This window comes from Cognatiluteimonas profundi, from assembly GCF_009792795.1.
Lineage (GTDB): Bacteria > Pseudomonadota > Gammaproteobacteria > Xanthomonadales > Xanthomonadaceae > Cognatiluteimonas > Cognatiluteimonas profundi.
This window is the reverse complement of the sequence record NZ_VKHQ01000008.1, coordinates 1-23,612: the sequence shown is the minus strand read 5'-3', so window position 1 is coordinate 23,612 and position 23,612 is coordinate 1. Positions and strand designations below refer to the sequence as shown.

21 protein-coding genes and 2 pseudogenes are annotated in these 23,612 nt (G+C 68.2%); 7 read left to right on the top strand and 16 right to left on the bottom strand.

Translation table 11 applies throughout. The annotated features are described in order from the left end of the window. Nucleotides 1-43: 43 nt before the first annotated feature. On the top strand, nt 44-1,276 hold the full coding sequence (locus GST15_RS12310; protein ID WP_159017611.1) for a multifunctional CCA addition/repair protein: 1,233 nt from the start codon (nt 44-46) through the stop codon (nt 1,274-1,276). A 97-nt stretch (nt 1,277-1,373) separates the two neighbouring features. On the opposite strand, the gene GST15_RS12305 is transcribed toward GST15_RS12310, so the two are convergent. Then, nucleotides 1,374-1,784, bottom strand: a complete 411-nt coding sequence (locus GST15_RS12305) for a VanZ family protein (RefSeq protein WP_325064776.1) — start codon at nt 1,782-1,784, stop codon at nt 1,374-1,376. Beyond that, complete coding sequence (locus GST15_RS12300; protein WP_159017610.1) at nt 1,781-2,965, bottom strand: class I SAM-dependent methyltransferase; 1,185 nt, start codon at nt 2,963-2,965, stop codon at nt 1,781-1,783. The genes GST15_RS12305 and GST15_RS12300 overlap by 4 nt, the downstream gene beginning before the upstream one ends. 66 nt (nt 2,966-3,031) lie before the next feature. Between GST15_RS12300 and GST15_RS12295 the strand changes: the two genes are divergently transcribed. Beyond that, nucleotides 3,032-3,772 carry a pteridine reductase gene (locus tag GST15_RS12295; protein ID WP_159017609.1) on the top strand — a complete coding sequence of 247 codons (741 nt, stop codon included), beginning with the start codon at nt 3,032-3,034 and terminating at the stop codon, nt 3,770-3,772. Here GST15_RS12295 and folK read toward each other — a convergent pair. The 3 genes and pseudogenes from folK to tsaD form a co-directional block, all read right to left on the bottom strand. After that, nucleotides 3,769-4,242 (bottom strand): annotated as a pseudogene (gene folK / locus GST15_RS12290) (2-amino-4-hydroxy-6-hydroxymethyldihydropteridine diphosphokinase); the annotation flags it as partial. The gene GST15_RS12295 and the pseudogene folK overlap by 4 nt on opposite strands. 135 nt (nt 4,243-4,377) lie before the next feature. Beyond that, nucleotides 4,378-4,740, bottom strand: a pseudogene (gene folB / locus GST15_RS12285) (dihydroneopterin aldolase); the annotation flags it as partial. Between the two features lie 56 nt (nt 4,741-4,796). Beyond that, a complete protein-coding gene (tsaD, locus tag GST15_RS12280; protein WP_159017608.1) occupies nt 4,797-5,840 on the bottom strand; it encodes a tRNA (adenosine(37)-N6)-threonylcarbamoyltransferase complex transferase subunit TsaD in 1,044 nt (347 codons plus the stop codon). 262 nt (nt 5,841-6,102) lie between these two features. On the opposite strand from tsaD, the gene rpsU reads away from it, so the two are divergent. The 3 genes from rpsU to dnaG all read left to right on the top strand — a co-directional run bounded on the left by rpsU (nt 6,103) and on the right by dnaG (nt 8,883). Next, nucleotides 6,103-6,318 (top strand): 30S ribosomal protein S21, encoded by a 216-nt coding sequence (rpsU, locus tag GST15_RS12275; RefSeq protein ID WP_056134345.1) that lies wholly within the window; start codon nt 6,103-6,105, stop codon nt 6,316-6,318. Between the two features lie 106 nt (nt 6,319-6,424). Then, nucleotides 6,425-6,874, top strand: coding sequence for a GatB/YqeY domain-containing protein (locus tag GST15_RS12270; RefSeq protein WP_159017607.1), 450 nt, complete (start codon nt 6,425-6,427; stop codon nt 6,872-6,874). 266 nt (nt 6,875-7,140) lie between these two features. Beyond that, nucleotides 7,141-8,883 carry a DNA primase gene (gene dnaG / locus GST15_RS12265; protein WP_159017606.1) on the top strand — a complete coding sequence of 581 codons (1,743 nt, stop codon included), beginning with the start codon at nt 7,141-7,143 and terminating at the stop codon, nt 8,881-8,883. Nucleotides 8,884-8,975: 92 nt separating this feature from the next. On the opposite strand, the gene GST15_RS12260 is transcribed toward dnaG, so the two are convergent. From GST15_RS12260 to GST15_RS12240, 5 genes are all read right to left on the bottom strand, one after another. Continuing rightward, complete coding sequence (locus GST15_RS12260; protein WP_159017605.1) at nt 8,976-10,859, bottom strand: chloride channel protein; 1,884 nt, start codon at nt 10,857-10,859, stop codon at nt 8,976-8,978. Nucleotides 10,860-10,966: 107 nt separating this feature from the next. After that, nucleotides 10,967-11,893 carry a heme o synthase gene (gene cyoE / locus GST15_RS12255; protein WP_159017604.1) on the bottom strand — a complete coding sequence of 309 codons (927 nt, stop codon included), beginning with the start codon at nt 11,891-11,893 and terminating at the stop codon, nt 10,967-10,969. Between the two features lie 7 nt (nt 11,894-11,900). Continuing rightward, nucleotides 11,901-13,079, bottom strand: coding sequence for a COX15/CtaA family protein (locus GST15_RS12250; protein ID WP_159017613.1), 1,179 nt, complete (start codon nt 13,077-13,079; stop codon nt 11,901-11,903). An 18-nt stretch (nt 13,080-13,097) separates the two neighbouring features. After that, the gene (locus tag GST15_RS12245) at nt 13,098-13,679 is read right to left on the bottom strand and encodes a hypothetical protein (RefSeq protein WP_159017603.1); all 582 of its coding nucleotides are present in this window, start codon (nt 13,677-13,679) and stop codon (nt 13,098-13,100) included. Then, the gene (locus GST15_RS12240) at nt 13,676-14,419 is read right to left on the bottom strand and encodes an SURF1 family protein (protein WP_159017602.1); all 744 of its coding nucleotides are present in this window, start codon (nt 14,417-14,419) and stop codon (nt 13,676-13,678) included. The genes GST15_RS12245 and GST15_RS12240 overlap by 4 nt, the downstream gene beginning before the upstream one ends. A gap of 60 nt (nt 14,420-14,479) precedes the next feature. Here GST15_RS12240 and GST15_RS12235 point away from each other — a divergent pair, with 60 nt between their 5' ends. Then, entirely contained in the window at nt 14,480-14,704 is a 225-nt protein-coding gene (locus tag GST15_RS12235; RefSeq protein ID WP_159017601.1) for a twin transmembrane helix small protein, read from the top strand. A 72-nt stretch (nt 14,705-14,776) separates the two neighbouring features. Here the strand turns inward: GST15_RS12235 and GST15_RS12230 are convergent, their stop codons facing one another. Genes GST15_RS12230 through coxB form a run of 5 tightly spaced genes read right to left on the bottom strand, consistent with a single transcriptional unit; the run spans nt 14,777 to nt 19,130 of the window. Further along, nucleotides 14,777-15,670 carry a cytochrome c oxidase subunit 3 gene (locus GST15_RS12230; protein WP_159017600.1) on the bottom strand — a complete coding sequence of 298 codons (894 nt, stop codon included), beginning with the start codon at nt 15,668-15,670 and terminating at the stop codon, nt 14,777-14,779. A 29-nt stretch (nt 15,671-15,699) separates the two neighbouring features. Continuing rightward, complete coding sequence (locus tag GST15_RS12225; protein ID WP_159017599.1) at nt 15,700-16,317, bottom strand: cytochrome c oxidase assembly protein; 618 nt, start codon at nt 16,315-16,317, stop codon at nt 15,700-15,702. Continuing rightward, nucleotides 16,314-16,454, bottom strand: coding sequence for a hypothetical protein (locus GST15_RS12220; protein WP_159017598.1), 141 nt, complete (start codon nt 16,452-16,454; stop codon nt 16,314-16,316). The genes GST15_RS12225 and GST15_RS12220 overlap by 4 nt, the downstream gene beginning before the upstream one ends. Before the next feature lie 9 nt (nt 16,455-16,463). Beyond that, the gene (ctaD, locus tag GST15_RS12215; RefSeq protein WP_159017597.1) at nt 16,464-18,122 is read right to left on the bottom strand and encodes a cytochrome c oxidase subunit I; all 1,659 of its coding nucleotides are present in this window, start codon (nt 18,120-18,122) and stop codon (nt 16,464-16,466) included. A 51-nt stretch (nt 18,123-18,173) separates the two neighbouring features. Further along, complete coding sequence (gene coxB / locus GST15_RS12210; RefSeq protein ID WP_199268785.1) at nt 18,174-19,130, bottom strand: cytochrome c oxidase subunit II; 957 nt, start codon at nt 19,128-19,130, stop codon at nt 18,174-18,176. A gap of 348 nt (nt 19,131-19,478) precedes the next feature. Between coxB and putA the strand changes: the two genes are divergently transcribed. After that, entirely contained in the window at nt 19,479-22,685 is a 3,207-nt protein-coding gene (gene putA / locus GST15_RS12205) for a bifunctional proline dehydrogenase/L-glutamate gamma-semialdehyde dehydrogenase PutA (protein WP_159017596.1), read from the top strand. A gap of 70 nt (nt 22,686-22,755) precedes the next feature. On the opposite strand, the gene GST15_RS12200 is transcribed toward putA, so the two are convergent. Then, nucleotides 22,756-23,612, bottom strand: an 857-nt coding sequence (locus tag GST15_RS12200; protein WP_199268784.1) for an OmpP1/FadL family transporter, incomplete at its 5' end; no start/stop codon positions are given.

Genomic DNA, 23,612 nt, shown 5'->3' with positions numbered 1-23,612 from the left:
CCGTGGCTGGTCGCGGCGCGGCTATCATCGGCCGATGGACGCGATGCAGACATACCTGGTCGGTGGTGCCGTGCGCGATCGGCTGCTCGGTCTGCCGGCGGGCGATCGCGACTTCGTCGTCGTCGGGCAAACGCAGGACGCGATGCTGGCGTGCGGCTTCAAGCCGGTGGGCCGCGATTTCCCGGTCTTCCTGCACCCGCGCACCGGCGAGGAGTACGCGCTCGCGCGCACCGAGCGCAAGTCCGGTCGCGGTTATCGCGGCTTCGTCGTCGACGCCGATCCGTCGGTGACGCTGGAAGAGGATCTCGGCCGGCGCGACTTCACCATCAATGCGATCGCCGAGGACGACAGCGGTCGTCTCGTCGATCCCTTCGGCGGCGTCCGCGACATCGACGCGCGCGTGTTGCGCCACGTCGGCCCCGCCTTCGCCGAGGATCCCCTGCGCGTGTTGCGCGCGGCGCGCTTCATGGCGCGGTTCGCGTCGCGCGGATTCTCGGTGGCACCCGACACGATGGCGCTGATGCGCGCGATGGTCGACAGCGGCGAGCTGGCGGAACTGGTTCCCGAGCGCGTCTGGCAGGAACTCCAGCGCGCACTGATGTCGCAGACGCCTTCGGCCTTCGTGCGCACCCTGCGCGACTGCGGCGCACTGGCGGTGGTGCTGCCGGAAGTGGACGCGCTGTATGGCGTTCCCCAACGCGCCGACTACCATCCGGAGATCGACACCGGCGTGCACGTGGAACTGGTCTGCGACATGGCGGCGAGTCTCGCGCCGGGCGATGCCCTGATCGGATTTGCAGCGCTGACGCACGACCTGGGCAAGGCCTTGACGCCGGCGCGGGTGCTGCCGAAACACATCGGCCACGAAAGCGCTGGCGTGGCGCCATTGCGGGCCCTGTGCGACCGGCTGAAGGTGCCGGCGGCGCACCGCCAGCTTGCCGAAATCGGCTGCCGTGAGCACCTCAACGTGCATCGCCTGTTCGAGTTGCGCGACGGCACGGTGCATGACCTCATCGCACGCAGCGATGGCTTCCGCCAACCTGGTCGCATCGCGCAGCTGGCGCTGGTGTGCGAGGCCGACAAGCGCGGCCGCGCGGGCCTGGCCGGGTGCGACTATCCGCAGGGACCTGAACTGCTGCGCCTGCATGCCGCAGCGCTGTCCGTGCGTGGCGGCGACCTCGCCGACAGCGGCCTCGCAGGACCGGCACTGGGCGCTGCGCTGCGCGATGCCCGCATCGATGCGATCGCGCGTGCGCGGGCAGTAGCGCGCGCCTGACCGCAATCGACAGTCGCGTCAGAGGATGGATGTCGGCATGGCCTCCAGCGACCCTGTCGCCGGGGACGATGGGACAACGTCCAGCCGTGGCAGGCGATCAGTCGATCCGATCGGGCCGTCGGTCCACATGCAGTAGCGCGTTGCACCAGGGCGTCAGCAGGGTCAGCAGGCCAGCGGCCACGCCAAGTGAGTTGGCCAGCGCGTCGGTCGCGTCCATCTGTCGCGTGCTGGTGAACAATCCCTGCGCGATCTCGAGCGCGATGCCCATGGCGATCAGTCCCGATCCGGCACGCAGCACTGCCTGGCGCGGCAGGAACAACTGCACGGCTGCGGCCGCGAGCAGGAAATACGACAGGAAGTGCTCGAGCTTGTCGCCGCCGTCGGGCACCTGCGGCAACAGGAAGGCCGGCACCAGCGACAACGCCACGACCGCGGCAACGCCGAACCACCAGGCCGCCAGCCACAGGCGCGGCCGCCGCAGCGGCTTGAGCGCCGACAACCGGCTCACAGCCGCCAGCTCAGGTCGCCGGCGAGGAAGGCGGCGCCGAATTCGACATCGCGCGCGAACCCCATCACCTGGAAGCGCTCGCCCATTTCACCGGGCAAGGTGAGGCGTTTGGTTTCCTGCCGCAGTCGGTAGCGGGCGGCTTCATCGCGCGCCTTGGCTTCGGCTTCGGCCAGGCGCTGCTCGATGCCGTTGCAGATGAGGAAGCTCGCCTGCGAGCAATAGCCGCTGAAGTCGAACCCGGACGTGCTGCAGGCTTCGGCGAGCGCGGTGAAATCCACCGACGCGGTCAGGTCCTGCAATCCCGGCCACGCGTACAAATCGCTGGAGACGTGGTGGCGGTAAAACGCGCGCAGGGTGCCGTCGGCGCGCGCGGGCTGGTAGTACTCGCGGCGGTCGTGTCCGTAGTCGACGAACAGCATCGCCCCCGAGCGCAGGCCGCCGATCACGGCCTGGATCCAGTACGGCAGCTGCGGCAGCAGTTCGGAGCGGTAGCCGTCGTCCAGCGGCGCATCCAGCTGACGCTCCACGTGCCGCACGGCGGCCGCCAGCAACGTGTCGGCCGGGCGGTCGACGCGGATGAAGCGACCCTCGCCATCCAGCGCGACGTGTTCCTCCAATACATCGCCGGCGCGCAGGGTGAAGCGCGGCGTCGGCAATGCGTCGATGACCTCGTTGGCGAACGCGACGCCATTCCACGGCGCCGTGATCGGCCCGTCGAGCCAGTCCACCAGATCGAGCAGCAAGGGATTGAGCCGCTCCTGCAGGCGGCTGCGCTGCCGCTCGCGCAGGTCGGCGCTGGGCTCCAGGATGGCGTAGCGCGCCGGCAGCGCATCCAGCGCCAGCAGGCGCTTCAGCGTGACTTCGGCGAAGGCGCCGCTGCCGCCGCCGATTTCCATGAAGACCGCGTCGGGGCCGATCTGCCGCAGCACCGGGGCCACGCTGTCGGCCACGCAGGCCGCGAACAGCGGGCCCAGTTCCGGTGCGGTGACGAAGTCGCCCGCGCCGCCGAACTTGGTCGCACCGGCGCTGTAATAGCCAAGGCCCGGCGCGTACAGGCACAGCTCCATGAATCGCGAAAACGCCACGGCGCCGCCGCTGGCGAAGATCTGTTCCTGGATGACCGCGCGCAATCGCTCGCTGTGGGCCAGCGCGTCGGCATCGGGAAGGGGAAGACGGGACATGGGTCGGGAAATACAGGGAGAATGCGCAGGATAGCCGCAACCGCCACCGCGCGATGGAGCTGTTCGATGACTGCAGGCAATCCCGTCGCCCTGGTGACCGGCGGCGCGCGTCGCATCGGGGCCGCCATCGTCCGTCGCCTGCATGCCGACGGATACGACATCGCACTGCACTGCCGTCATTCCATCGACGACGCGCAGCGGCTTGCAGCCGAACTGGTGGAGCTGCGTGCCAACAGCGTGCTGTTGCTGCAGGCCAACCTCGATGAGCTGGATCGTGCGCCGACGCTGGTCGCGGCCACGATCGAGCGGTTCGGGCGCCTGGATGCGCTGGTCAACAATGCGTCGGCATTCTTCCCGACGCCGCTGGGCTCCACGCTGGTGGCGCACTGGGATGCGTTGTTCGCCGCCAACGTGCGGGCGCCGTTCTTCCTGGCCCAGTCGGCGGCGCCGCACCTGCGCGCGGCGCGCGGCGGCATCGTCAACCTGGTCGACATCCATGGTGAGCGACCGCTGCGCGACCACGCCGTGTACGGGATGAGCAAGGCGGCATTGATCCACATGACCGCGGCGTTGGCGCTGGAACTGGCGCCGGACGTACGCGTCAACGCCGTCGCGCCCGGGGCGATCCTGTGGCCGGAACACGGCAAGGATGTCGCCGGGAAAAACCAGCTGGTCGCGGCAACGCCGCTCGCGCGCACCGGCACGCCGGCGGAAATCGCCGAAGCGGTGCGTTGGTTGCTGCGTGATGCGACCTATTGCACCGGGCAGGTGATCCGCGTCGACGGCGGCCGTTCGATCGTCGGCTAGAGGACCAGGTCGATCCGCCGCGGCGGCGTGGCCGCCTGCGGATGCGCCGCCCACAGCCGCGCCAGCGTCATGTTGCGAACTGGATCGACGAAGTCCGGGGCCACGTCGGCCAGCGGCTTGAGCACGTAGGCATGGTGCAGTTCGGGCCGCGGCAACTGGAAGTCGCCGGGCCCCTCGAGCACCAGGTCACCGAAGTAGATGATGTCGACGTCCAGCGGCCGGTCGCTGTAGGACGCATCACGACGGTCGCGGCCCTGCTTGAGCTCCAGGTCGTGCAGCCAGTCGTTGAGCGCGAACGGATGGATGTCGCTCTCGATGATCGCGATCGCGTTGAGGAAATCCGGCCCGGTGAATCCGTGGGCCGGCGTGCGGTAGACCGGCGACACCGTCACCTCGCCAAAGCGCTGGCGCAAGGCCGCGACCGCCTTGCGCAGGTTGACGCCCGCATCGATGTTGCTGCCAAGGCTGAGGTAGGCCGGGCAGGTCGCCGCCTGGAACTTGGACGCGGGCTTGCTCTTCGCCGCCGGACGTGGCGGCCGCGGGCTGGTCGTGACGCTGGCCGGCTTCATGGCGGCGTCCAGCGCCGGCATCGCGGTGCGCGCGACGCGGGTGCGCTCGATGACCACCCCGACCGCGCGCGCGCCGCGCACCGCACCGGGCTTGCTCAACTTCAGGCGCACGTGCGACACCGCGAATTCGTCGAGGATGAGCGCGGCGCAGCGCTCGGCGAGCGTCTCGACCAGGCCGAAAGCGGACTGCGACACGAATGCGATCAGGCGCTTGCTGACCGCCTTGTAATCCAGGGTGTCGGCGATGGCGTCGCTCGCGGCCGGGACGCGGTTGTCGAAGGCCATCTCGACGTCGATCTGCAGCGGCTGCCGCACCCGCCGCTCCCAATCGTAGATGCCGATCAGCGCCTCGATCTCGAGGCCTTCGATGAAGACCTTGTCAGCTGTCCGCCTGTCCACGCGTTCACCACTCCCAAGCGCGGCAGCTGCCGCGAACCGGACCTGCGGGTGGCGACCTAACCCACCATCGCCACGTCCATCGACGGCAACGATGCCATATCCCAGCGCGGCATCACCCGGATGGCGTCATCGCCGCGCTGGCCCGCCAGCAGCCGCAACGCCCCGGCGAAGGCGATCATGGCGCCGTTGTCGGTGCACAGCGCCGGCCGCGGGAAGCACGCGCGGCCGCCGCGTCGCGACGCCAGCTGCGCCAGCCGGGCGCGCAGGCGGGTGTTGGCACCGACGCCACCGGCGACGATCAGGGTGTCGCATCCGGCCGCATCCAGCGCCCGCTCGCACTTGATCGCCAGGGTGTCGACCACGGCGTCCTCGAAGCCGCGCGCGATGTCGGCGCGCGTCTGCGCCGACTGGTCGCTGCCGCGCCAGGCCAGCAGCACCTGCGTCTTCAGGCCGCTGAAGCTGAAGTCCAGCCCGGGGCGATCGGTCATCGGCCGCGAGAACCGGTAGGCGCCCGCCGTGCCCTGCTCGGCCAGCGCCGCCAGCTGGGGGCCGCCGGGATACGGCAGGCCCATCATCTTTGCGGTCTTGTCGAAGGCCTCCCCGGCGGCGTCGTCCAGTGTTTCCCCCAGCAACTGGTATGCGCCGATGGCCTCGACCGCGATCAGCTGGGTGTGGCCCCCGGACACCAGCAGCGCCACGAACGGCGGCACCAGGTCCGGCGCCTCCAGCAAGGGCGCCAGCAGGTGCCCTTCCATGTGGTGGACGCCGATCGCGGGCTTGTCCAGCGCCCAGGCCAGCGAGCGGGCCACGCCCGCGCCGACGAGCAGTGCCCCGACCAGGCCCGGGCCGGCTGTATAGGCCACGCCGTCGAGGTCGCCCACGCCCATCCCGGCATCGCCCAGGGTCTGCCGGATCAGCGGCAGCAGCTTGCGGACGTGGTCGCGGCTGGCCAGTTCCGGCACCACCCCGCCGTACTCGGCGTGCAGGGCGATCTGGCTGTAGAGCGCCTGCGCACGCAGCCCCTCGGCGCCGGGGAAGGCCGTGTCGTAGACCGCTACGCCGGTCTCGTCGCAGGAAGTTTCGATGCCGAGGACGCGCATGGGTTGGCCGTTTGGGTGCTCTCCCGCCGGGAGAGGGAGTGGATGGGGAGTCCGACTCAAGCGCCCGGGCCACCCCGCCCGAACCCTCGTCCGCCCTTCCGGCACCGCCTCCTGGATGGGAGGGGGCGCCTTCGCGGCTTGCGCCGCCGGGAAGTGAGCCGCTATCATACGCGGCTCGCCTGATCCGTCGGGCGGCACTGTGCGCATCCTTGCGCAAGAAACCGGCCCTCCATGGCCGGACTTCCAATCCAGAGATCTCCGCATGCCCAGCGTCAAAGTCCGCGAAAACGAGCCCTTCGAGTTTGCCCTGCGCCGCTTCAAGCGCACCTGCGAGAAGGCCGGCGTGCTGGCCGAGACCCGCAAGCGCGAGTTCTACGAGAAGCCGACCCAGGAACGCAAGCGCAAGGCCGCCGCCGCCGTGAAGCGCCAGGCCCGCCGCAGCTCGCGCGACGTCACCAAGCGCCAGCGCCTGTATTGATAGAAGACATTCGGCCCAGCCGGATGTCGTTCCAGCGATTCCCGAAGCCGGCCTCGTGCCGGCTTTTCGTGTTTTCCGATTGCCCTTTCGCCCCCGGAGCCCAGCCATGACCCTCAAGCAGCAACTCACCGACGACATGAAGACGTCCATGAAGTCCGGCGACAAGGTGCGCCTGGGCGTCATCCGCCTGATGCTTGCCGCGATCAAGCAGCGCGAGGTCGATGAACGCATCGAACTCGACGACCCGGCCGTGCTCAACGTGCTGGAAAAAATGGTCAAGCAGCGCCGCGACTCGGTCAGCCAGTACGACGCCGCCGGACGCGAGGATCTCTCGCTGATCGAGCGCGACGAGATGGCCATCATCGAGCACTACCTGCCGGCGAAGATGGGCGAGGCCGAGGTGATCGATGCGATCGACGCGGCCGTGCTGGAAACCGGCGCCGCGGGCCCAGCCGACATCGGCAAGCTGATGGCCGTGCTCAAGCCACGACTGGCCGGCAAGGCCGACATGGGCGACGTCTCCAAGCTGGTGAAGCAGCGCCTGTCGGGCGGCTGAGGCATTGGGCATTAAAGGTGGCATTAAAGGGGTCAGAGTGAAGTTTCGCTCCAGAGGCTACAGCGCGGCCGAAGTTCCTCGCGCGAAACTTCACTCTGACCCCTTTAATGCAATGCACGCCATGGCATCCTGATCGCGCAATGGCCCGCATCCCCGACGCCTTCATCGACGATCGCGCAGCGCGAACATCCGCCTGCGACGGGCTCCGCCGCGCCGCCGCGCGCCGGAAGACCCGGCGTGCCGGCTTCGCGTTGGACATCTAGACAATGGCTCGCCTGTCAGACGCGTTCATCGATGATCTATTGGCCCGCACCGACATCGTCGAGGTGATCGGCACGCGCGTGCCGCTGAAGCGGCAGGGCAAGGAGTACGCCGCGCGTTGTCCGTTCCACGACGAGCGTTCGGCGTCGTTCACGGTGTCGCCGACCAAGCAGTTCTATCACTGCTTCGGCTGCAGCGCGCATGGCACCGCGATCTCGTTCCTGATGCAGTACGACCGGCTCGAGTTCCTCGATGCCGTCGACGAGCTCGCCAAGCGCGTCGGCATGGAAATCCCGCGCGATACCGTCGTCCGCAACCAGGACAGCGACAGCCGCGAGCTGTACGCAACAGTGGATGCGGCGGCGAAGTTCTTCCAGAAGCAGCTGCTGGCCAGCGACAAGGCGCGCGCCTATATCGCCGGGCGCCGGATCAGCGACGACATCGTCGAGCGCTACGCCATCGGCCATGCGCCGGATGGATACAGCGGCCTCAAGGACGCGCTGGGAACCGATGCGCGCCGGATGAACCTGCTCGAACGCGCGGGATTGTTTTCCAAGAACGACAAGGGACACGTCTACGACAAGTTCCGCGACCGGCTGATGTTCCCGATCCACGACCGCCGTGGGCGCGTGATCGCCTTCGGTGGGCGCGTGCTGGATCCGGAAGACTCGCCCAAATACCTCAACTCGCCGGAGACCGCGCTGTTCCACAAGGGCCGCGAACTCTACGGCCTGTGGCAGGCCAAGCAGGCCAACCCGAAGCTCGATCGGCTGGTCGTCGTCGAGGGCTACATGGATGTCGTCGCGCTCGCGCAGTATGGCGTGACCCAGGCGGTCGCGACGCTGGGCACGGCGACCACGCCCGACCACGCCGAGCTGCTGTTCCGCAACGCGCCCGACGTGTACTTCTGTTTCGACGGCGATCGCGCCGGCCGCGCGGCGGCATGGAAAGCGCTGGAATCGGTGCTGCCGCGCATGAAGGACGGCCGCCAGGCGTTCTTCCTGTTCCTGCCCGACGGCGAGGATCCCGACACGATCGTGCGCAAGGAAGGCGCGGATGGCTTCGCGCAACGCCTGCAGCAGGCGATGCCGTTGTCGGAGTTCTTCTACAACGAGCTCGGCAAGGACGTGAACCTGGGCACGCTCGATGGCAAGGCGCGACTGGCCGAACGCTGCAAGCCGATGCTGGCGCAGATTCCCGACGGCGCCTTCGGCGATCTGATGCGCCAGCGCCTGACCGAACTCACCGGCGTCGGCGCGCGCGCCAGTTCGCCGGAAACCCATGTGCCCGCGCAACGTGCGCGCAACGCGCCGGCGATGCACGCGCCGCGGCAAAGCCTCGTGCGCAGCGCGATCGCGCGCCTGGTGCAGCAACCTGCGCTGGCATTGTCGTTGCAGCCTCCCGGCCGCTTCGCGATGTTGCGGCAACCGGGAATCGAGCTGCTCGGCGAGATCATCGCGCTCGTGCACCAGCGCCCCGACATCAGCACCGGCGCGCTGCTGGAGCATTTCGGTGATCGCGACGAAGCGGTGGCGTTGCAGAAACTCGCCACGCAATCATTGCCGGGCGAGGACAGTGCGTGGCGCGAGGAATTCATCGACTGCATGACGCAGCTGGACGCGCAGGCGGTGCAGCAACGCGTCGACGACCTCAATGCGCGCATCCGCGAGGCGGGGTCGATGTCGGCGCTGAGCCCGGCCGAAAAGGCGGAACTACGCGAGCTGCAGGCTCCCGCGCCGAAACCCTAGCCCCGGACCTCCGCCATCACGCGCGCGAAGTTGCCGCGATGTCGGATCGCCCTTCGGGTGTCGTTGGCAAGCAGCGCAGAGCCCGGTGGCGATCAGGGTCGCTTGCGCAGCATGTCCCGGAAGCGCAGGTGCCGTCCCGCCTGGTGGGTTTCCTTCAGCCGCTGCCGGTGCGCGGACAGCAGGTCGCCGCGGGTGAGGATGCCGACCAGCGGGTGCGGCGGGTCGACGCCGACCACGATCACCCGCCCGATGTTTTCCTCGACCATGTGGTCGGCGGCTTCGCGCAGCGAATGATTCTCGTGCACGACGACCGGTGGGCGCAGCAGCATGTCGCCGATTCGACGCATGTTCGGCTCCGAGGGATCGAGCAGCGTGCGACGCGTGACCACGCCACGCACGCGCCCGTTGTCGTCGATTACCGGGAATCCCTGGTGCTGGAACTCCTGGCGCCCGGAACCGATGCGGCTGCGGACTTCGCCCAACTCGTCGCAGGTGCGTAGCGAGACGACATCGCGGCTGCAGGCGTCACGCACCAGCACCTGCTCCAGGTAATCGGCCGCGTATTCGGTCGGGACGCGCACGCCGCGACGCGCGATCTTCTCGGTCATGATCGTGTTGCGCATCGTCAGCGCCGAGACCAGATAGGCCGCCGTGCAGCCCCCGAGCAGCGGCAGCAGGCCGGCCGGTTGCTGCGTCGTCTCGAATGCGAACACGACCGACGCCAGCAGCGCGCGCGACGCGCCGGCGAAGATCGCCGCCATGCCGACCAGTCCGGCGATGCGCGGATCGATGCCCAGTTGCGGCGCGATCGCAACCAGGCCGAATCCGGCCAGCGCACCCAGCGCGCCACCAATCGTGAACAATGGCGCCAGCGTGCCGCCGGATGTGCCGCTGCCGAGCGCGATCGACCACGAGATGAACTTCATCACGCACAGGAACGCCAGCGTACCGACGGCCAGCTGCCCGGACACGATCGCCTCGATGTTGGTGTAGCCCACGCCAAACGTCAGCGGTGCGAAATAGCCGACGATGCCCACGACCAGCCCGCCAATCGCCGGCCACCACATCCAGTGCACCGGCAACTTCTCGAATGCATCCTCGATGCCGTAGACGATGCGGGTGACGCCGACACTGACCAGCCCGATCAACGCGCCCAGCACCACGTAGCACAGCAACGCCGGAATGCCGGGCTCCACCACGTGCGGCATCGCGAAGACCGGTGTGCTGCCGACCATCGCGTAGCGCACGCCGGCGGCGGCGACGGTCGACAGCGCGACGGGAATCAGCGAGCGCGGACGCAGCTCGAACAGCAGCAACTCCACAGCGAGCACCACCGCGGCGACCGGCGATCCGAACACCGCCGCCATGCCGCCCGCCGCGCCGGCGGCGAGCAGCACCTTGCGTTCGTCGCCGGTGACGTGCAGCAGCTGCCCGATGAACGACCCGAGCGCGCCGCCGGTGGCGATGATCGGGCCTTCCGCACCGAACGGACCGCCGGTGCCGATCGCGATCGCCGACGACAATGGCTTGAGGAAGGTGATGCGCGGCGGGATCTTCGATTCGTTGAGCAGCACCTGCTCCATGGCTTCGGGGATGCCGTGTCCGCGGATCGCGCGCGAACCCCAGCGCGCCATCGCGCCGACGATGAGGCCACCGATCACCGGTACCACGATCACCCATGCGCCAAGGTGGTGTCCGGCCGGCGAGACAGACTCGGTGGACAAGCGCGTGTAGAACGCTGCGTTGGTGACGAGATTGATCAGCGCGACGAGCAGGCGCGCGATGAGCCCGGCACCCACGCCGAGCACGATGGCCAGCAACGCGATCCAGAGCACGCGCGGCTCGACCAGCGTCGAGCGTCGCGGCATGCTCGCCGCATCCAGGCTGATGCCGAGTGACGGTGCGAACGGCAACGCATCGGTGCTGGCGTCGTCGCGCAGGTGTGGGTGGTCGGGCGACTGCGAGGTGGGCATCATGAGCGGCCGCAGTGGCTGCAAGGGCCGATCATGCTACGCGGCATGACTGCGGATTTCAGGTAGCGCGTGATGCAGCTGCACGGCCGTCGGCATCGACGACCGGGCCCTCAGGGGACGGCGGCGCGCAGCACGAATGCCGGCACCGGCTGCAACCACGGCAGCAGCCAGTGGTCGACCAGCAAAAAGGCGAACAACGCCATCAGGTACACGATCGAATAATTGAAGACGCGCATCGCGTAGAACTCGTCGGGCGGGTCCATCAATTTCCACGCGTACCAGATGAACACCGCGCCGAGCACCAGCGCGCCGCCGAGGTAGAAGTTCCCGCTCATGCCGGTCAGTCGCGGCAGCACCGTGACCACGACCAGCAGCACCGTGTAGAACAGGATCTGCCAGCGCGTGTATTGCACGCCGTGGGTGACCGGCAACATCGGCACCATCGCGCGCGCGTAGTCGTCGCGACGGAAGATCGCCAGCGCCCAGAAGTGCGGCGGCGTCCATACGAAGATGATCAGCACCAGCAGCAGTGCGTAGGGCCAGTCCCATTCGCCCGACATGTTGGTCACCGCGGCCCATCCGAGCAGCGGCGGCGCGGCGCCGGCCAGCCCGCCGATGACGATGTTCTGCGGCGTCGCGCGCTTGAGGTACACGGTGTAGACGACCGCATAGCCGATCAGCGATGCGAACGTCAGCAACGCCGTCAGCGGATTGACGCCCACCACGAGCACGGCCATCGACACGGCGCCCAGCACCATCGCGAACACCAGCGCCTGTCGCGGCGTCAGCGTCCCGGAAACGAGCGGCCGCCAGGAGGTGCGTGCCATCTGCGCATCGATGCGGCTGTCGAGGATCTGGTTGATGGCCGCGGCGCTGGATGCCGCCAGCCAGATGCCCAGCGTGCCCAGCAACGCCTGGCGCAGCGGCGGCATGCCGGGCACGGCGAGGAACATGCCGATGACCGCGGTGAACACGATCAGCGCCACCACCCGCGGTTTGGTCAGGCTCCAGTATTGCTTGGCGATCGAATCGGCCATGGCTGCCTCAGGCCTCCGGCGGGCGCAGGCGCGCGGCCAGGCTCACCAGCAGGAACAACAGCAGCGCCGCCCCTGCGTTATGCGCCACTGCAACGTGCAGCGGCAGCGCCAGCTTGACGTTGGCGATGCCCAGGCAGACCTGCGCGATCACCAGTGCGGCGAGCGTCGCGCCGGCGCCGCGCGCGCCCGGCGTGCGCATCAGGCGCAGCGACAGGAACAGGATGTAGACGAAGACGACCGCGGCCATGATCCGGTGTGCCATCTGGATGGCGATGCGCGCGGCGCCATCGAGCACGCCGCCTTCGTAGTCGACGCCGATCCCGCGCCACAGCACGAAGCCCTGGCGGAAATCATGCGGGGGCCACCAATGGCCGACGCAGGTCGGGAAGTCGGTCCCGCACGCCAGCGCCGCGTAGTTGGAACTGGTCCAGCCGCCCAGCGCGATCTGCACGCCGAGCAATGCGATGCCGGCAACCAGCAGGCGGCGCAGCAGGCGTGCATCGGGCAGGTGCAGCGGCAGGTCGGTGGCGCGCCACGCCGTCCATGCCAGCAGCGCGAAGGTGAGCAGGCCGCCGAGCAGGTGGCCCATCACCACCAGCGGCTTCAGCAACCAGGTCACCGTCCACATGCCCAGCAGGGCCTGGAAGATGATCATCGCCAGCGTCAGTGCCGAGATGCGCGCGAAATCCTCGTTGGACCAGCGCAGCGCCGCCAGCAGCAGGATGCCCTCGCCGGTCGCCGCCAGCGCCGATGCGGGTCCATGCATGCCCTGCATGTACAACGCGACCGACAGCGCGACGACCGCTGCGGCCGACGCGATGATGGCCATGCCGAAGCGCCGGCGCCGCGCGGCGAGCAGGGCCAGCAACAGCACCAGCGCGCCGAGCGTTCCGGCCAGCATGCGGTGCAGTTGTTCGCGCCAGGCCTTGTGGATCTCGACCGGCCGGATCGCGGTTGCCGCCTGGTCGACGATGTGGCTGGTGCTGGTCGGCCATGCGGCGCGGCCATAGCAGGTCGGCCAGTCGGGACAGCTCAGGCCGGCGTTGGACAGCCGCACGAAGGCGCCAAAGACGATCACCCCGAACGCCAGCGCGCAGGCCAGCCACGCCAGTCGATGGAAGTGACGGTACACGGCCGGTCGTTGCACGCCATTGCGCGTGGTCGACTCGTTTGCACGCGTGGACATCGGAGTGGATGCGCTCATCTACATCAACTTCAGCAGCTTGGCCACGTCGGCGCGCAAGCCCGCCGGATCGAAGCCGGGAGCGTAACGCAGGATGACGAAGCCGTTGGGATCGATCACGAAGACCGGCACGCCGTGCGCATCCTCACCCGGCGCCGGCGCGGCACGCGGCAGTCCGGCCTGCAACTGTGGAGTCGACTGCAACACCCGCATCGCCGCGAAGCGCTGCACGCCGGCAGGCGGCTGCCCGATCCAGAGCACGTGCACGCGATCGGCTTCCTGGCCCATCAACTGCCAGACGGTGTCGAGCTGGCGCGCAAGCTTGATGCAGGCACCAGTGCAGTCCGCGCCCGGCGCCAGTGCGATGCGCCACGTGCGTGCAGCCGGAGTCCAGCGATAGTCGCCGCCGTCCGCCAGTTGCGGCACGATCGCGCGCAGGTCTCCCGGCGGTTGCAGCAGTTCCCCGTGGGCCTGGGTCGCGGCGGGATGCCATCCGGAAAACCGCAGGGCGCCGGCGACCAGCAGCGTGCCGAGAAAGATGGCGACGATCGCCAGCAGCACCGTGCGATTGCGGCGGGTCTGCGGCGGCAGCGATGCATTCATGGCGTGGTGTGTGTCCGCGGTTTGCGAAAGGTCAGCACGAGCGCGGTGACGAGCACCGTCAGCGCCAGTCCGAACCACTGGACGGCGTATCCCAGGTGGCGTTCGGGCGGCATCGTGTTCGGAAGGATGTCGAGGTCGCGGACGTAGCCCAGCCGCTGCGCGGGATCGAGCTTGAGCACGCGCGGCGCCAGCGCGGGCAGCTGCAATGCGCGCTGCAGGCTCGTGATCGACAAGGCGATCGTCAACAGGCTGCCGTCGGCCTGCGGAGCCACGCCGTCGCGTGCGAGTCCGGCGGATGGGGGTGGCGCGAGCAGCCCGGCAACGCGCCACTCGCCGGCCGGCAGCGCGATCGTCGGCATGTGGCGGTCACCGCCGACCGGCAGCCAGCCCAGGTCGACCAGCAATGGCGGCACGCCGGCATCGGCGGACTGGAAGACGCGGTACGCGCGCACGCCGACCCGGCCTTCGTGCTGCTGGTTGTCCAGCAGGACGGCTGGCGCGGCGGAGAAATGCCCCAGACCTGCGGCCCAGTCGTAGCCGGTGGCGCGTTGCGGATCCGCCGCCACCGACAGCGGCAGCGCCTTGCGCGCGACGAGCACGGCGTGCGAGGCGTCGAGCAGCGCCTGTTTCTCGTGCATCCGCGCCAGCTGCCAGAAGCCCAGCCGCGTGAACACGACGATGACGAGCAGCGCCAGGGCCCAGAGCAGCCAGCGGCTGCGACCGGCGCGACTCACGCGCATCGGCGTCCGGGCTGCGATAATCGATCCAGGGCCCCGGGCGGGCAGGATGCGGACGCTGCCATGAACGACTCGCTCAAGACCCTGCTGATCATCGCGTTCCTGATCCTCATCCTGTGGAACCTCGGTGCGGGTCTGTACTACATGCTGGTCGACAAGGGTACGACCAAGCGCACGGTGAATGCGTTGACGCGGCGTATCGCGCTGTCCGTCGCGCTGATCCTGTTCGTGGCGCTGGCGATCTACATGGGCTGGATCACCCCGCACGGGGTTGGCCGCGCGCCCTGAAACCAGCGACCTGCCGAAGCACGAAGGCCGGCGCTGCGCCGGCCTCCGCCTGTTGCGATGCTGCCCGCGCCGTCAGAGCACGTAGACGAACAGGAACAGCGCCAGCCACACCACGTCGACGAAGTGCCAGTACCAGGCCACCGCCTCGAAGGCGAAGTGGTCGTCGCGGGTGAAATGGCCCTTGAGGCAGCGCAGCCAGATGATCGACAGCATGATCGTGCCCAGGGTGACATGGGCGCCGTGGAAGCCGGTCAGCATGAAGAAGGTCGAGCCATAGATGCCCGAACCCAGCGTCAGGTTGAGCTCGCGATAGGCCTCCATGTATTCCGTCGCCTGGAAGAACAGGAACGACGCGCCGAGCAGGATGGTCAGGCCGAGGAACACCAGCAGCTGCTTGCGACGTCCGCCCTTGAGTGCGTGGTGGGCGATGGTCACGGTCACGCCGGACGACAGCAGGATCAGCGTGTTGAGCAGCGGCAGTCCCCACGCCGGCACGGTTTCGAAATGGCCGCCGATGGTTGCCGGGCCGTTGCTCGGCCAGCCGGCCGAGAAACCCGGCCACAGGATGGAGTTGGTCGCGACGCGGTCGCCCAGGCCGTTGAGCCATGGCATCGCGAACTGGCGCGCGTAGAACAGCGCGCCGAAGAACGCCGCGAAGAACATCACTTCGGAGAAGATGAACCAGACCATCCCCATGCGGAACGAGCTGTCGACCTGCTTGTTGTAGTAGCCGCGCAGCGACTCGGTGATGACGTCGGCGAACCACTTGAACAGGATTCCCGCCAGCGTCAGCAAGCCGATGAAGAACGTCGGCCGGCCCCAGCTGAATTCATTCAGCCAACTGGCGAAACCCAGCATGGTGATGAACAACGCCACCGACGCCACCACCGGCCAGCGGCTGCCGTGCGGGATGTAATAGACGTTGGGATCGTGGGCGTGGGCAGCGGAGCTGTGCGCTTGGGCCATGGCAATGGGATTCCGGTTGCGGGTGCGGATCAGGGAGCGGAGCGCGGCGTTGCCGGCGTGCCGGCCAGGACAGTCGCCTGCGCCATGCGGGCGCGACTGGCTGGCAAGCGCGATGTCAGCAGGTCGTTCTTGTAGAAGGTGTAGGACAAGGTGATCGTGTTGACGTCGGCCGGCAACGCCGGGTCGACGATGAAACGCACCGGCATGTCGCGCGACTCGCCCGCGTCCAGGGTCTGCGCGGTGAAGCAGAAGCATTCGGTCTTGCTGAAGTAGGCGGACGCGCGCGATGGCGCGATCGACGGCACCGCATTGCCGACGATGCCGTGGTCGCTGGCGTTGCGCGCGAAATAGCTGGCTTCGTACTGCTGGCCGGGATGCACGCGCAAGGTCAGCTGCTCGGGGCGGAACGACCACGGCAGCTTGGAGTTGACGCCGCCGTCGAACTGCACCGTCACCCAGCGCGTGTTGTTGGCACTGGTCTTGTCGGCAGCGTTGGCCGGGCCCTTCTCCAGTCGCACGCCGAAGACTTTCTCGCAGGCGATCCGGTACAGCGGCACCATCGAGAAGGTGAAGACGAACGCGCCGAACGCGATGCCGAGCATCTTGAGCAGCCCGGCTGCGTTGCGCGAAGGCTCCGGCGCACTCATCGCGACAGCACCCCGGTGAGGATGAATCCGGCATAGATCGCCGCCGCCACCACGGCAAACAGCAACACGGTGCGCCGCACGGCCTTGCGGCGTGCGGCGGCCTGGTCGGCGGTCATCATGGCCGGCGTGTCACGCATCCGATCACGTCACTCGTAGTCTTTGTGCACGAAATCGCCGTGGGCGAGGTCGCCATCGCGGATCACCGGCGGAACGGTGAAGGTGTGGTGCGGCGCCGGCGACGGCACCGTCCATTCCAGCCCGAGCGCGCCTTCCCACGCGCGCGCCGGGGCGCGTGCACCGTTGCGCAGCGAGCTGATCAGGATGTAGGCCATCAGGAACGGCGTGATGAACATGCCGAACGCACCGATCGAGCTGACCAGGTTCCAGTCGGCGAACACGACGTTGTAATCCGGGATGCGGCGCGGCATGCCGGCCAGCCCGAGGAAGTGCTGCGGGAAGAACACCAGGTTGACGAAGACGATCGACCACCAGAAGTGGAACTTGCCCAGCGTCTCGTTGTACATGCGCCCGGTCCACTTCGGCCACCAGTAGTAGACGGCGGCGATGATCGCGAACAGCGCGCCGGTGACCAGCACGTAATGGAAGTGGGCGACGACGAAGTAGGTGTCCTGGTACTGGAAGTCCGCCGGCACGATCGCCAGCATCAGCCCGGAGAATCCGCCGATGGTGAACAGGATCACGAACGCGATCGCCCACAGCATCGGCGTCTCGAACGTCATCGAGCCCTTCCACATGGTGCTGACCCAGTTGAAGACCTTCACCCCGGTCGGGATCGCGATCAGCATCGTGGCGTACATGAAGTACAGCTCGCCGCCCAGCGGCATGCCGACGGTGAACATGTGGTGGGCCCACACGATGAAGCTCAGGAACGCGATCGACGCCAGCGCGTAGACCATCGCCTGGTAACCGAACAGCGGCTTGCGGGAGAAGGTCGGGATGATCTCCGACACGATCCCGAATGCCGGCAGGATCATGATGTAGACCTCGGGGTGCCCGAAGAACCAGAAGATGTGCTGGTACATCACCGGGTCGCCGCCACCGGCCGCGTTGAAGAAGCTGGTGCCGAAGAACTTGTCGGTGAGCAGCATCGTCACCGCGCCGGCGAGCACCGGCATCACCGCGATCAGCAGGAACGCGGTGATCAGCCAGGACCAGGTGAAGATCGGCATCTTCAGCAGGTCGACGCCAGGGGCGCGCATGTTGAGGATGGTGGCGATGATGTTGATCGCGCCCATGATCGAGCTGATGCCCATCATGTGGATGGCGAAGATCGCCATGGCGACGTTGGCGCCACCCTGCAGCATCAGCGGCGGATACATCGTCCAGCCGCCGGCCGGCGCGCCGCCGGGGACGAACAGCGTCAGCAGCAGCAGGCTGAAGGCGAACGGCAGGATCCAGAACGACCAGTTGTTCATGCGCGGCAGCGCCATGTCCGGCGCGCCGATCTGCAGCGGCACCATCCAGTTGGCCAGGCCGACGAACGCCGGCATGATCCCGCCGAAGATCATCACCAGCGCGTGCATGGTGGTCATCTGGTTGAAGAACTCGGGCTTGACGAACTGCAGGCCCGGCTGCATCAGCTCGGCGCGGATGATCACCGACATGCCGGCGCCCACGATGAACATGATGAAGCTGAAGATCAGGTAGAGCGTGCCGATGTCCTTGTGGTTGGTCGAGAAGAACCAACGCTCGACGAAGCCGAGCTTGTGCTCATGCTCCGGCTCATGGACGGCGGTCGCGTCGAAATGATCGGCTGGAGCGCCAGGATAGGGTGCAGTGGCCATGCTTGCCTCGGAGGAATGCAGTTGGTGCGGATCAGGTCGGGCGCGATGCGATCAGCCGGCGGCCGGCGTCGCGACCGTTGCGGCTGCCGGCGTCGCGGCCGAAGCCGGTGCCGAAGGGGCAGTGGTGGCTGGAGCCGGAGCCACCGGTGCGGCGGCTGGAACGACTGCCGGTGCATTGGCCGCCTTCTGCTCGGCCAGCCAGCGGCTGAACTCTTCCTTGGAGACGGCCTTGACCACGATCGGCATGAACGCGTGGTCCTTGCCGCAGAGCTCCGCGCATTGGCCACGATAGATGCCGGGCTCGCGGATCTCGGTCCAGGCCTCGTTGACGATGCCGGGAATGGCGTCCTGCTTCCAGCCCAGCGCCGGCACCCACCAGGAGTGGATGACGTCGTCGGCGGTCACCACGAAGCGGACCTTGGTATCCACCGGCAGCACCAGCGGGTTGTCGACGTCGCGCAGGTAATGCGGGTTGCCGGCCAGCGTCGGCACCTGGTGGCTCTGGCGCATGGCGTCGCTGCCCCGGTCCAGGCGGCTGGTGAAGCTGACGTCCTGCCCGAGGTATTCGTACTTCCACAACCACTGGTAGCCGGTCACCTTGACCGTCATCTCGGAGTCGCGGATGTCGTACTCGGAGATCAGCTTGGCCGTCGCCGGCCAGGCCATGATGATCAGGATGATCACCGGCACGACGGTCCAGATGATCTCGGCCGTGGTGTTGTGGCTGAAGGTCGCCGGGACGGCGCCCCTGGACTTGCGGAAGCGGAACATGGCCACGGCCATCGCGCCGAAGACCAGGATGCCGATGGCCACGCACACCCACAGCGCATACATGTGCGCCTCGTAGGCCATCTGCGAGGTGTGGGTCACGCCCGGAGTCATGTTGAGTTGCCAGCGCACCGGCTCGTCGGGCTCGAAATCCTTCGCCGCGACCTGGGCGAACGCCGCCAACGGCATTGCCGCCGCCACGAGCGCCATGCCCCACTGCTTCCAACGACCGGCTGTCATCACGTCGAGCCCCAAGTTTCGCAATTGAATTGGTTCCAGTTGGCGGCGGTGCGCACCGATGCGCCCTCGGGCCGGCATCGCAGCACCGTACCGGGTCTTGATGGATCCACCCGGGCCGTCAACGCCCGCGGCCGCGGCAGCGAGTCGCGCGCCGGATCCGTGGAGGGGTTGATCGAACCGCGCTGATCCGTCCGATCACGCAGCCAACCGCGGCATCAGGCCGCGGTAACGATGAAATGGTAGCCCCCGCCTCGCGCGGCGGCAAGCCGCGCGAGGTGCGGAAGCCGGCGGCGCACCGCTAAAATGGCTGCTTCCGCGGCTGCCTGTGCAGCCCGACGCCGGCCTCCGATGACCCCTGAACCCCTTTCTGCGCCCGTCGCCCCGGATGCATCGCGCCCGCATCCGATCCTCGCGTCCGAGCTTCCGCCCCTGGCCGATCCGCCGCGAGCCGCGATCACCGCGGCGTGGGACCTGGATGAAACGCGCGCGGTGTCGGTGCTGCTGGCGCAGGCGCGACAGTCGCCCGGCGACCAGGCCGTCATCCTGGCGACGGCCGCCGACCTCGTGCGCCGGGTGCGCGCGCGGGCGCAGCAGCAGGGGGCCATCGAGGCCTTCATGCGCCAGTACGACCTGGGCAGCGAGGAAGGCGTCCTGCTGATGTGCGTGGCCGAGGCGCTGCTGCGCATCCCCGACCAGGACACCGCCGACAAGCTGATCCGCGACAAGCTCGGCGAGGCCGATTGGCGCCGGCACATGGGCCAGTCCGATTCGGTGCTGGTCAATGCCTCGACCTGGGGCCTGATGCTGACCGGCCACCTGGTCGACCTGGCCGACGACACCAAGCGCGACGTCCACAACGCCTTCAAGCGACTGGTCGGACGCCTCGGCGAGCCGGTGATCCGCGTCGCGGTGCGCCAGGCGATGCGGATCATGGGCCACCAGTTCGTGATGGGGCGCAGCATCGGCGAGGCGCTCACGCGATCGCGCAAGGGCGACAACACCGCGTATCGCTACTCGTTCGACATGCTCGGCGAAGGCGCGCTGACCGCGCAGGACGCCCTGCGCTACATGCAGGCCTATCGCCTGGCGATCGACGCGATCGGCGCCAGCGGCGACTTCGACGACGTCTTCGCCGCGCCGAGCATCTCGGTGAAGCTCTCGGCGCTGCACCCGCGTTACGAGCACGCCAAGCGCGAACGCGTGCTGGCCGAACTGGTGCCGCGCGTGCTCGAGCTGGCGCGGCTGGCCAGGTCGCACGGCATCGGGTTCACCATCGACGCCGAGGAGTCCGATCGCCTGGAACTGTCGCTGGACGTCATCGCCGCCGCCTGCGCCGATCCGTCCCTGGATGGCTGGCATGGCTACGGCCTTGCGGTGCAGGCCTACCAGAAGCGCGCGCCGTTCGTGATCGATTTCATCGCGCATCTCGCGCGCTGGACCGGACGCAAGATCCCGGTCCGCCTGGTCAAGGGCGCGTACTGGGACAGCGAGATCAAGCGTGCGCAGGTCGACGGCCTGCCGGGCTATCCGGTGTTCACGCGCAAACCGAACACCGACGTGAGCTACCTGGCCAATGCGCGTCGCATGCTCGATGCATCCGATGCGATCTATCCGATGTTCGCCACCCACAACGCGCAGACCATCGCCGCCATCCACCGGCTCGCCGCCGGCCGCGCGTTCGAATTCCAGAAGCTGCACGGCATGGGCGACGACCTGTACGCCGAAGTCATCCCCGTCGATCGACTGGGCGTGCCCTGCCGCGTGTACGCGCCGGTGGGATCCCACGAGGACCTGCTGCCCTACCTGGTGCGGCGCCTGCTGGAAAACGGTGCCAATTCCAGCTTCGTCAACCGCATCACCGACGACACGGTCGCAATCGACGACCTGGTCCGCGACCCGGTGGACACCGTTGCCGGTTTCGATTCCATCCCGCATCCCCGCATTGCGCTGCCGCGCGACATCTATCGCGCCGCCGGCGCGGACCGAGACAATTCCATGGGCATCAACCTGGCCAACGACGATCAACTGCGCGCGCTCGCCGCGCATGTCAACGCGGCCTTGCGCGACTGGCGCGCCGGACCGCTGGTGCCGGGCGCGGCGTCCACGGGCGCCGACATCGCGGTCGTCAATCCCGCCGACCATCGACAGGTCGTCGGTCGCTGGCAGCCCGCCGACGGTGCCACCGTCGAGCGCGCGCTGGACAACGCGGTGCGCGCGCACGACGGCTGGAACCGCACGCCGGCCGCGACGCGCGCCGGGATCCTCGAGCGCGCGGCCGACCTGTTCGAGCAGCGCATGCCGGACTTCATCGCGCTGTGCACCCGCGAAGCCGGCAAGACCATCGCCGACGGCGTTGCCGAGGTGCGCGAGACCGTGGACTTCCTGCGCTATTACGCCGGCCAGGCGCGGACGCTGTTCGCCGCGCCGACATCGCTGCCCGGGCCGACGGGAGAATCGAACACCTTGCAGCTGTCCGGGCGTGGCGTTTTTGCCTGCATCAGCCCATGGAATTTCCCGCTGGCGATCTTCACAGGCCAGGTGGCGGCGGCGCTGGCTGCGGGCAACAGCGTCATCGCCAAGCCGGCCGAGCAGACCAGCCTGACCGGATACGCCGCGGTGAAGCTGCTGCACGAGGCCGGCGTGCCGGAAGCGGTATTGCAGTTCGTGCCCGGCGACGGCGCCACCGTGGGCGCGGCGCTGACGCGCGATCCGCGCGTGGCGGGCGTCGCGTTCACCGGCTCCACCGACACCGCGCGCGCGATCAATCGCGCGCTGGCCGCGCGCGACGCACCCATCGGCGTGCTGATCGCCGAGACCGGTGGACAGAACGCCTTGATCGGCGATTCCTCCGCGCTGCCCGAGCAGCTGGTCAAGGATGCGATGGCATCGGCGTTCACCTCGGCGGGGCAGCGCTGCTCGGCCGCGCGCGTGCTGTTCGTGCAGGAGGACATCGCCGACAAGGTCGTCGCCATGCTGGCCGGCGCGATGGCGGAGCTGACCGTCGGCGACCCGGGCCTGCTGTCCACCGACATCGGACCGGTCATCGATGCCGATGCGTTGTGCCTGCTCGACAACCACGCAGCGCGCATGCACGCCGAGGGCAGGCGCATCGGCCAGGTCCAACTGGATCCGGAGCGGACGGCGCATGGCAGCTTCTTCGCGCCGAGCGCATGGGAGATCGACTCGATCGATCGCCTGCAGGGCGAAGTCTTCGGCCCCGCCCTGCACGTCGTGCGCTGGAAGGCCTCGGAACTGGACAAGGTCATCGACGCGATCAACGCGACCGGTTATGGCCTGACGCTGGGCATCCACTCGCGCATCGACGCCACCGTCGAGCGCATCGTGGCGCGCGCCAACGTCGGCAACATCTACGTCAACCGCAACCAGATCGGCGCGGTGGTCGGCGTGCAGCCGTTCGGCGGGCAGGGCCTGTCGGGAACCGGGCCCAAGGCCGGTGGCCCGCATTACGTCCCGCGCTTCGCCACCGAAAAGACCGTCACCGTCAACACCACCGCGGCAGGCGGCAACGCATCGCTGCTGACGCTGGGCGAATGACCGGCCAGGTCACCGGATGAAAAAAAACCCCGCCGGAGCGGGGTTTTTTTTCATGCCACGGCGGCAGCGATCAGAAACGGTATTGCGCGGCGATACCGAACAGGTTGGCGTGGCCGGCGAACGAACCCACCAGCCGCGACCCACTCGACGATCCTACGTTGATGCTCGGGCTGTTGATGTTGATGCGCTGCCACGCGGCGTCGACGCTGAACGCATCCGTCGCGCGCCATGTCATGCCGAGCGAATACAGCATGCGCGTGTTGTCGGGCAGGCGCGGGGTGCGGGTGCGGTCGTTGGTCGGCGACTCGTCGCGGCCGATACCCGCACGGAACGTGAAGGCCTCGCTCATGTCCCACTCGCCGCCGACGCCGAAATACGTGGTGTCCTTCCAGTCGAACGCCTCGGCCGCGCCCAGCGGCGTGCCGTCCGCGCGATAGACCGCCACCTGGTCCAGCGACTTCCAGCCCGTGCGCTGCAGGTCCGCCATCACGCGGAACTGCTGGTTGATGTCCCAGCGCGCGCTGAGGGTATCGATGCTCGGCGTGGTCAGTGGCGCATAGATCGCACCGTCGTTATAGGCCGTCACGCCCATCGCGCCGAAGGTTGCGGCGACGCTTGCGGGCAGGGTGAAGTTGGCGTCGCCGGTCAGCGTGTGGTCGATCTTGGAGCGGTGCGAATAACCGATGGTGAAGTTGTCGGTCGGGCGCCACTGCGCGCCAAGCAGCCAGCCATAACTGTTGTCGTTGCCCTTGACCTCGACGAAGCCGTCATTGCCCTGCGGGTGGAACGGGAATGCCGGATCGAAGCAGTTGAGGACGTTGCCGGAGCCCGCGCACAGCGCCGTGCCGAAATCGACCGCGTTGGACAGCGTCACGTCGGTGCGCTGGTAGATGACGCCGGCGCCAACCGAGAAGCGATCATTGATCG

Coding starts and splice junctions, on each gene's coding strand:
- GST15_RS12220 (WP_159017598.1), bottom strand. CDS start 16,454: ATGCGTGACACGCCGGCCATGATGACCGCCGACCAGGCCGCCGCACGC.
- GST15_RS12225 (WP_159017599.1), bottom strand. CDS start 16,317: ATGAGTGCGCCGGAGCCTTCGCGCAACGCAGCCGGGCTGCTCAAGATG.
- GST15_RS12260 (WP_159017605.1), bottom strand. CDS start 10,859: ATGATGCCCACCTCGCAGTCGCCCGACCACCCACACCTGCGCGACGAC.
- cyoE (WP_159017604.1), bottom strand. CDS start 11,893: ATGGCCGATTCGATCGCCAAGCAATACTGGAGCCTGACCAAACCGCGG.
- GST15_RS12230 (WP_159017600.1), bottom strand. CDS start 15,670: ATGGCCCAAGCGCACAGCTCCGCTGCCCACGCCCACGATCCCAACGTC.
- tsaD (WP_159017608.1), bottom strand. CDS start 5,840: ATGCGCGTCCTCGGCATCGAAACTTCCTGCGACGAGACCGGCGTAGCG.
- coxB (WP_199268785.1), bottom strand. CDS start 19,130: ATGACAGCCGGTCGTTGGAAGCAGTGGGGCATGGCGCTCGTGGCGGCG.
- GST15_RS12245 (WP_159017603.1), bottom strand. CDS start 13,679: ATGAATGCATCGCTGCCGCCGCAGACCCGCCGCAATCGCACGGTGCTG.
- ctaD (WP_159017597.1), bottom strand. CDS start 18,122: ATGGCCACTGCACCCTATCCTGGCGCTCCAGCCGATCATTTCGACGCG.
- GST15_RS12295 (WP_159017609.1), top strand. CDS start 3,032: ATGACTGCAGGCAATCCCGTCGCCCTGGTGACCGGCGGCGCGCGTCGC.
- GST15_RS12250 (WP_159017613.1), bottom strand. CDS start 13,079: ATGTCCACGCGTGCAAACGAGTCGACCACGCGCAATGGCGTGCAACGA.
- GST15_RS12240 (WP_159017602.1), bottom strand. CDS start 14,419: ATGCGCGTGAGTCGCGCCGGTCGCAGCCGCTGGCTGCTCTGGGCCCTG.
- GST15_RS12310 (WP_159017611.1), top strand. CDS start 44: ATGCAGACATACCTGGTCGGTGGTGCCGTGCGCGATCGGCTGCTCGGT.
- dnaG (WP_159017606.1), top strand. CDS start 7,141: ATGGCTCGCCTGTCAGACGCGTTCATCGATGATCTATTGGCCCGCACC.
- rpsU (WP_056134345.1), top strand. CDS start 6,103: ATGCCCAGCGTCAAAGTCCGCGAAAACGAGCCCTTCGAGTTTGCCCTG.
- GST15_RS12270 (WP_159017607.1), top strand. CDS start 6,425: ATGACCCTCAAGCAGCAACTCACCGACGACATGAAGACGTCCATGAAG.
- GST15_RS12235 (WP_159017601.1), top strand. CDS start 14,480: ATGAACGACTCGCTCAAGACCCTGCTGATCATCGCGTTCCTGATCCTC.
- putA (WP_159017596.1), top strand. CDS start 19,479: ATGACCCCTGAACCCCTTTCTGCGCCCGTCGCCCCGGATGCATCGCGC.
- GST15_RS12300 (WP_159017610.1), bottom strand. CDS start 2,965: ATGTCCCGTCTTCCCCTTCCCGATGCCGACGCGCTGGCCCACAGCGAG.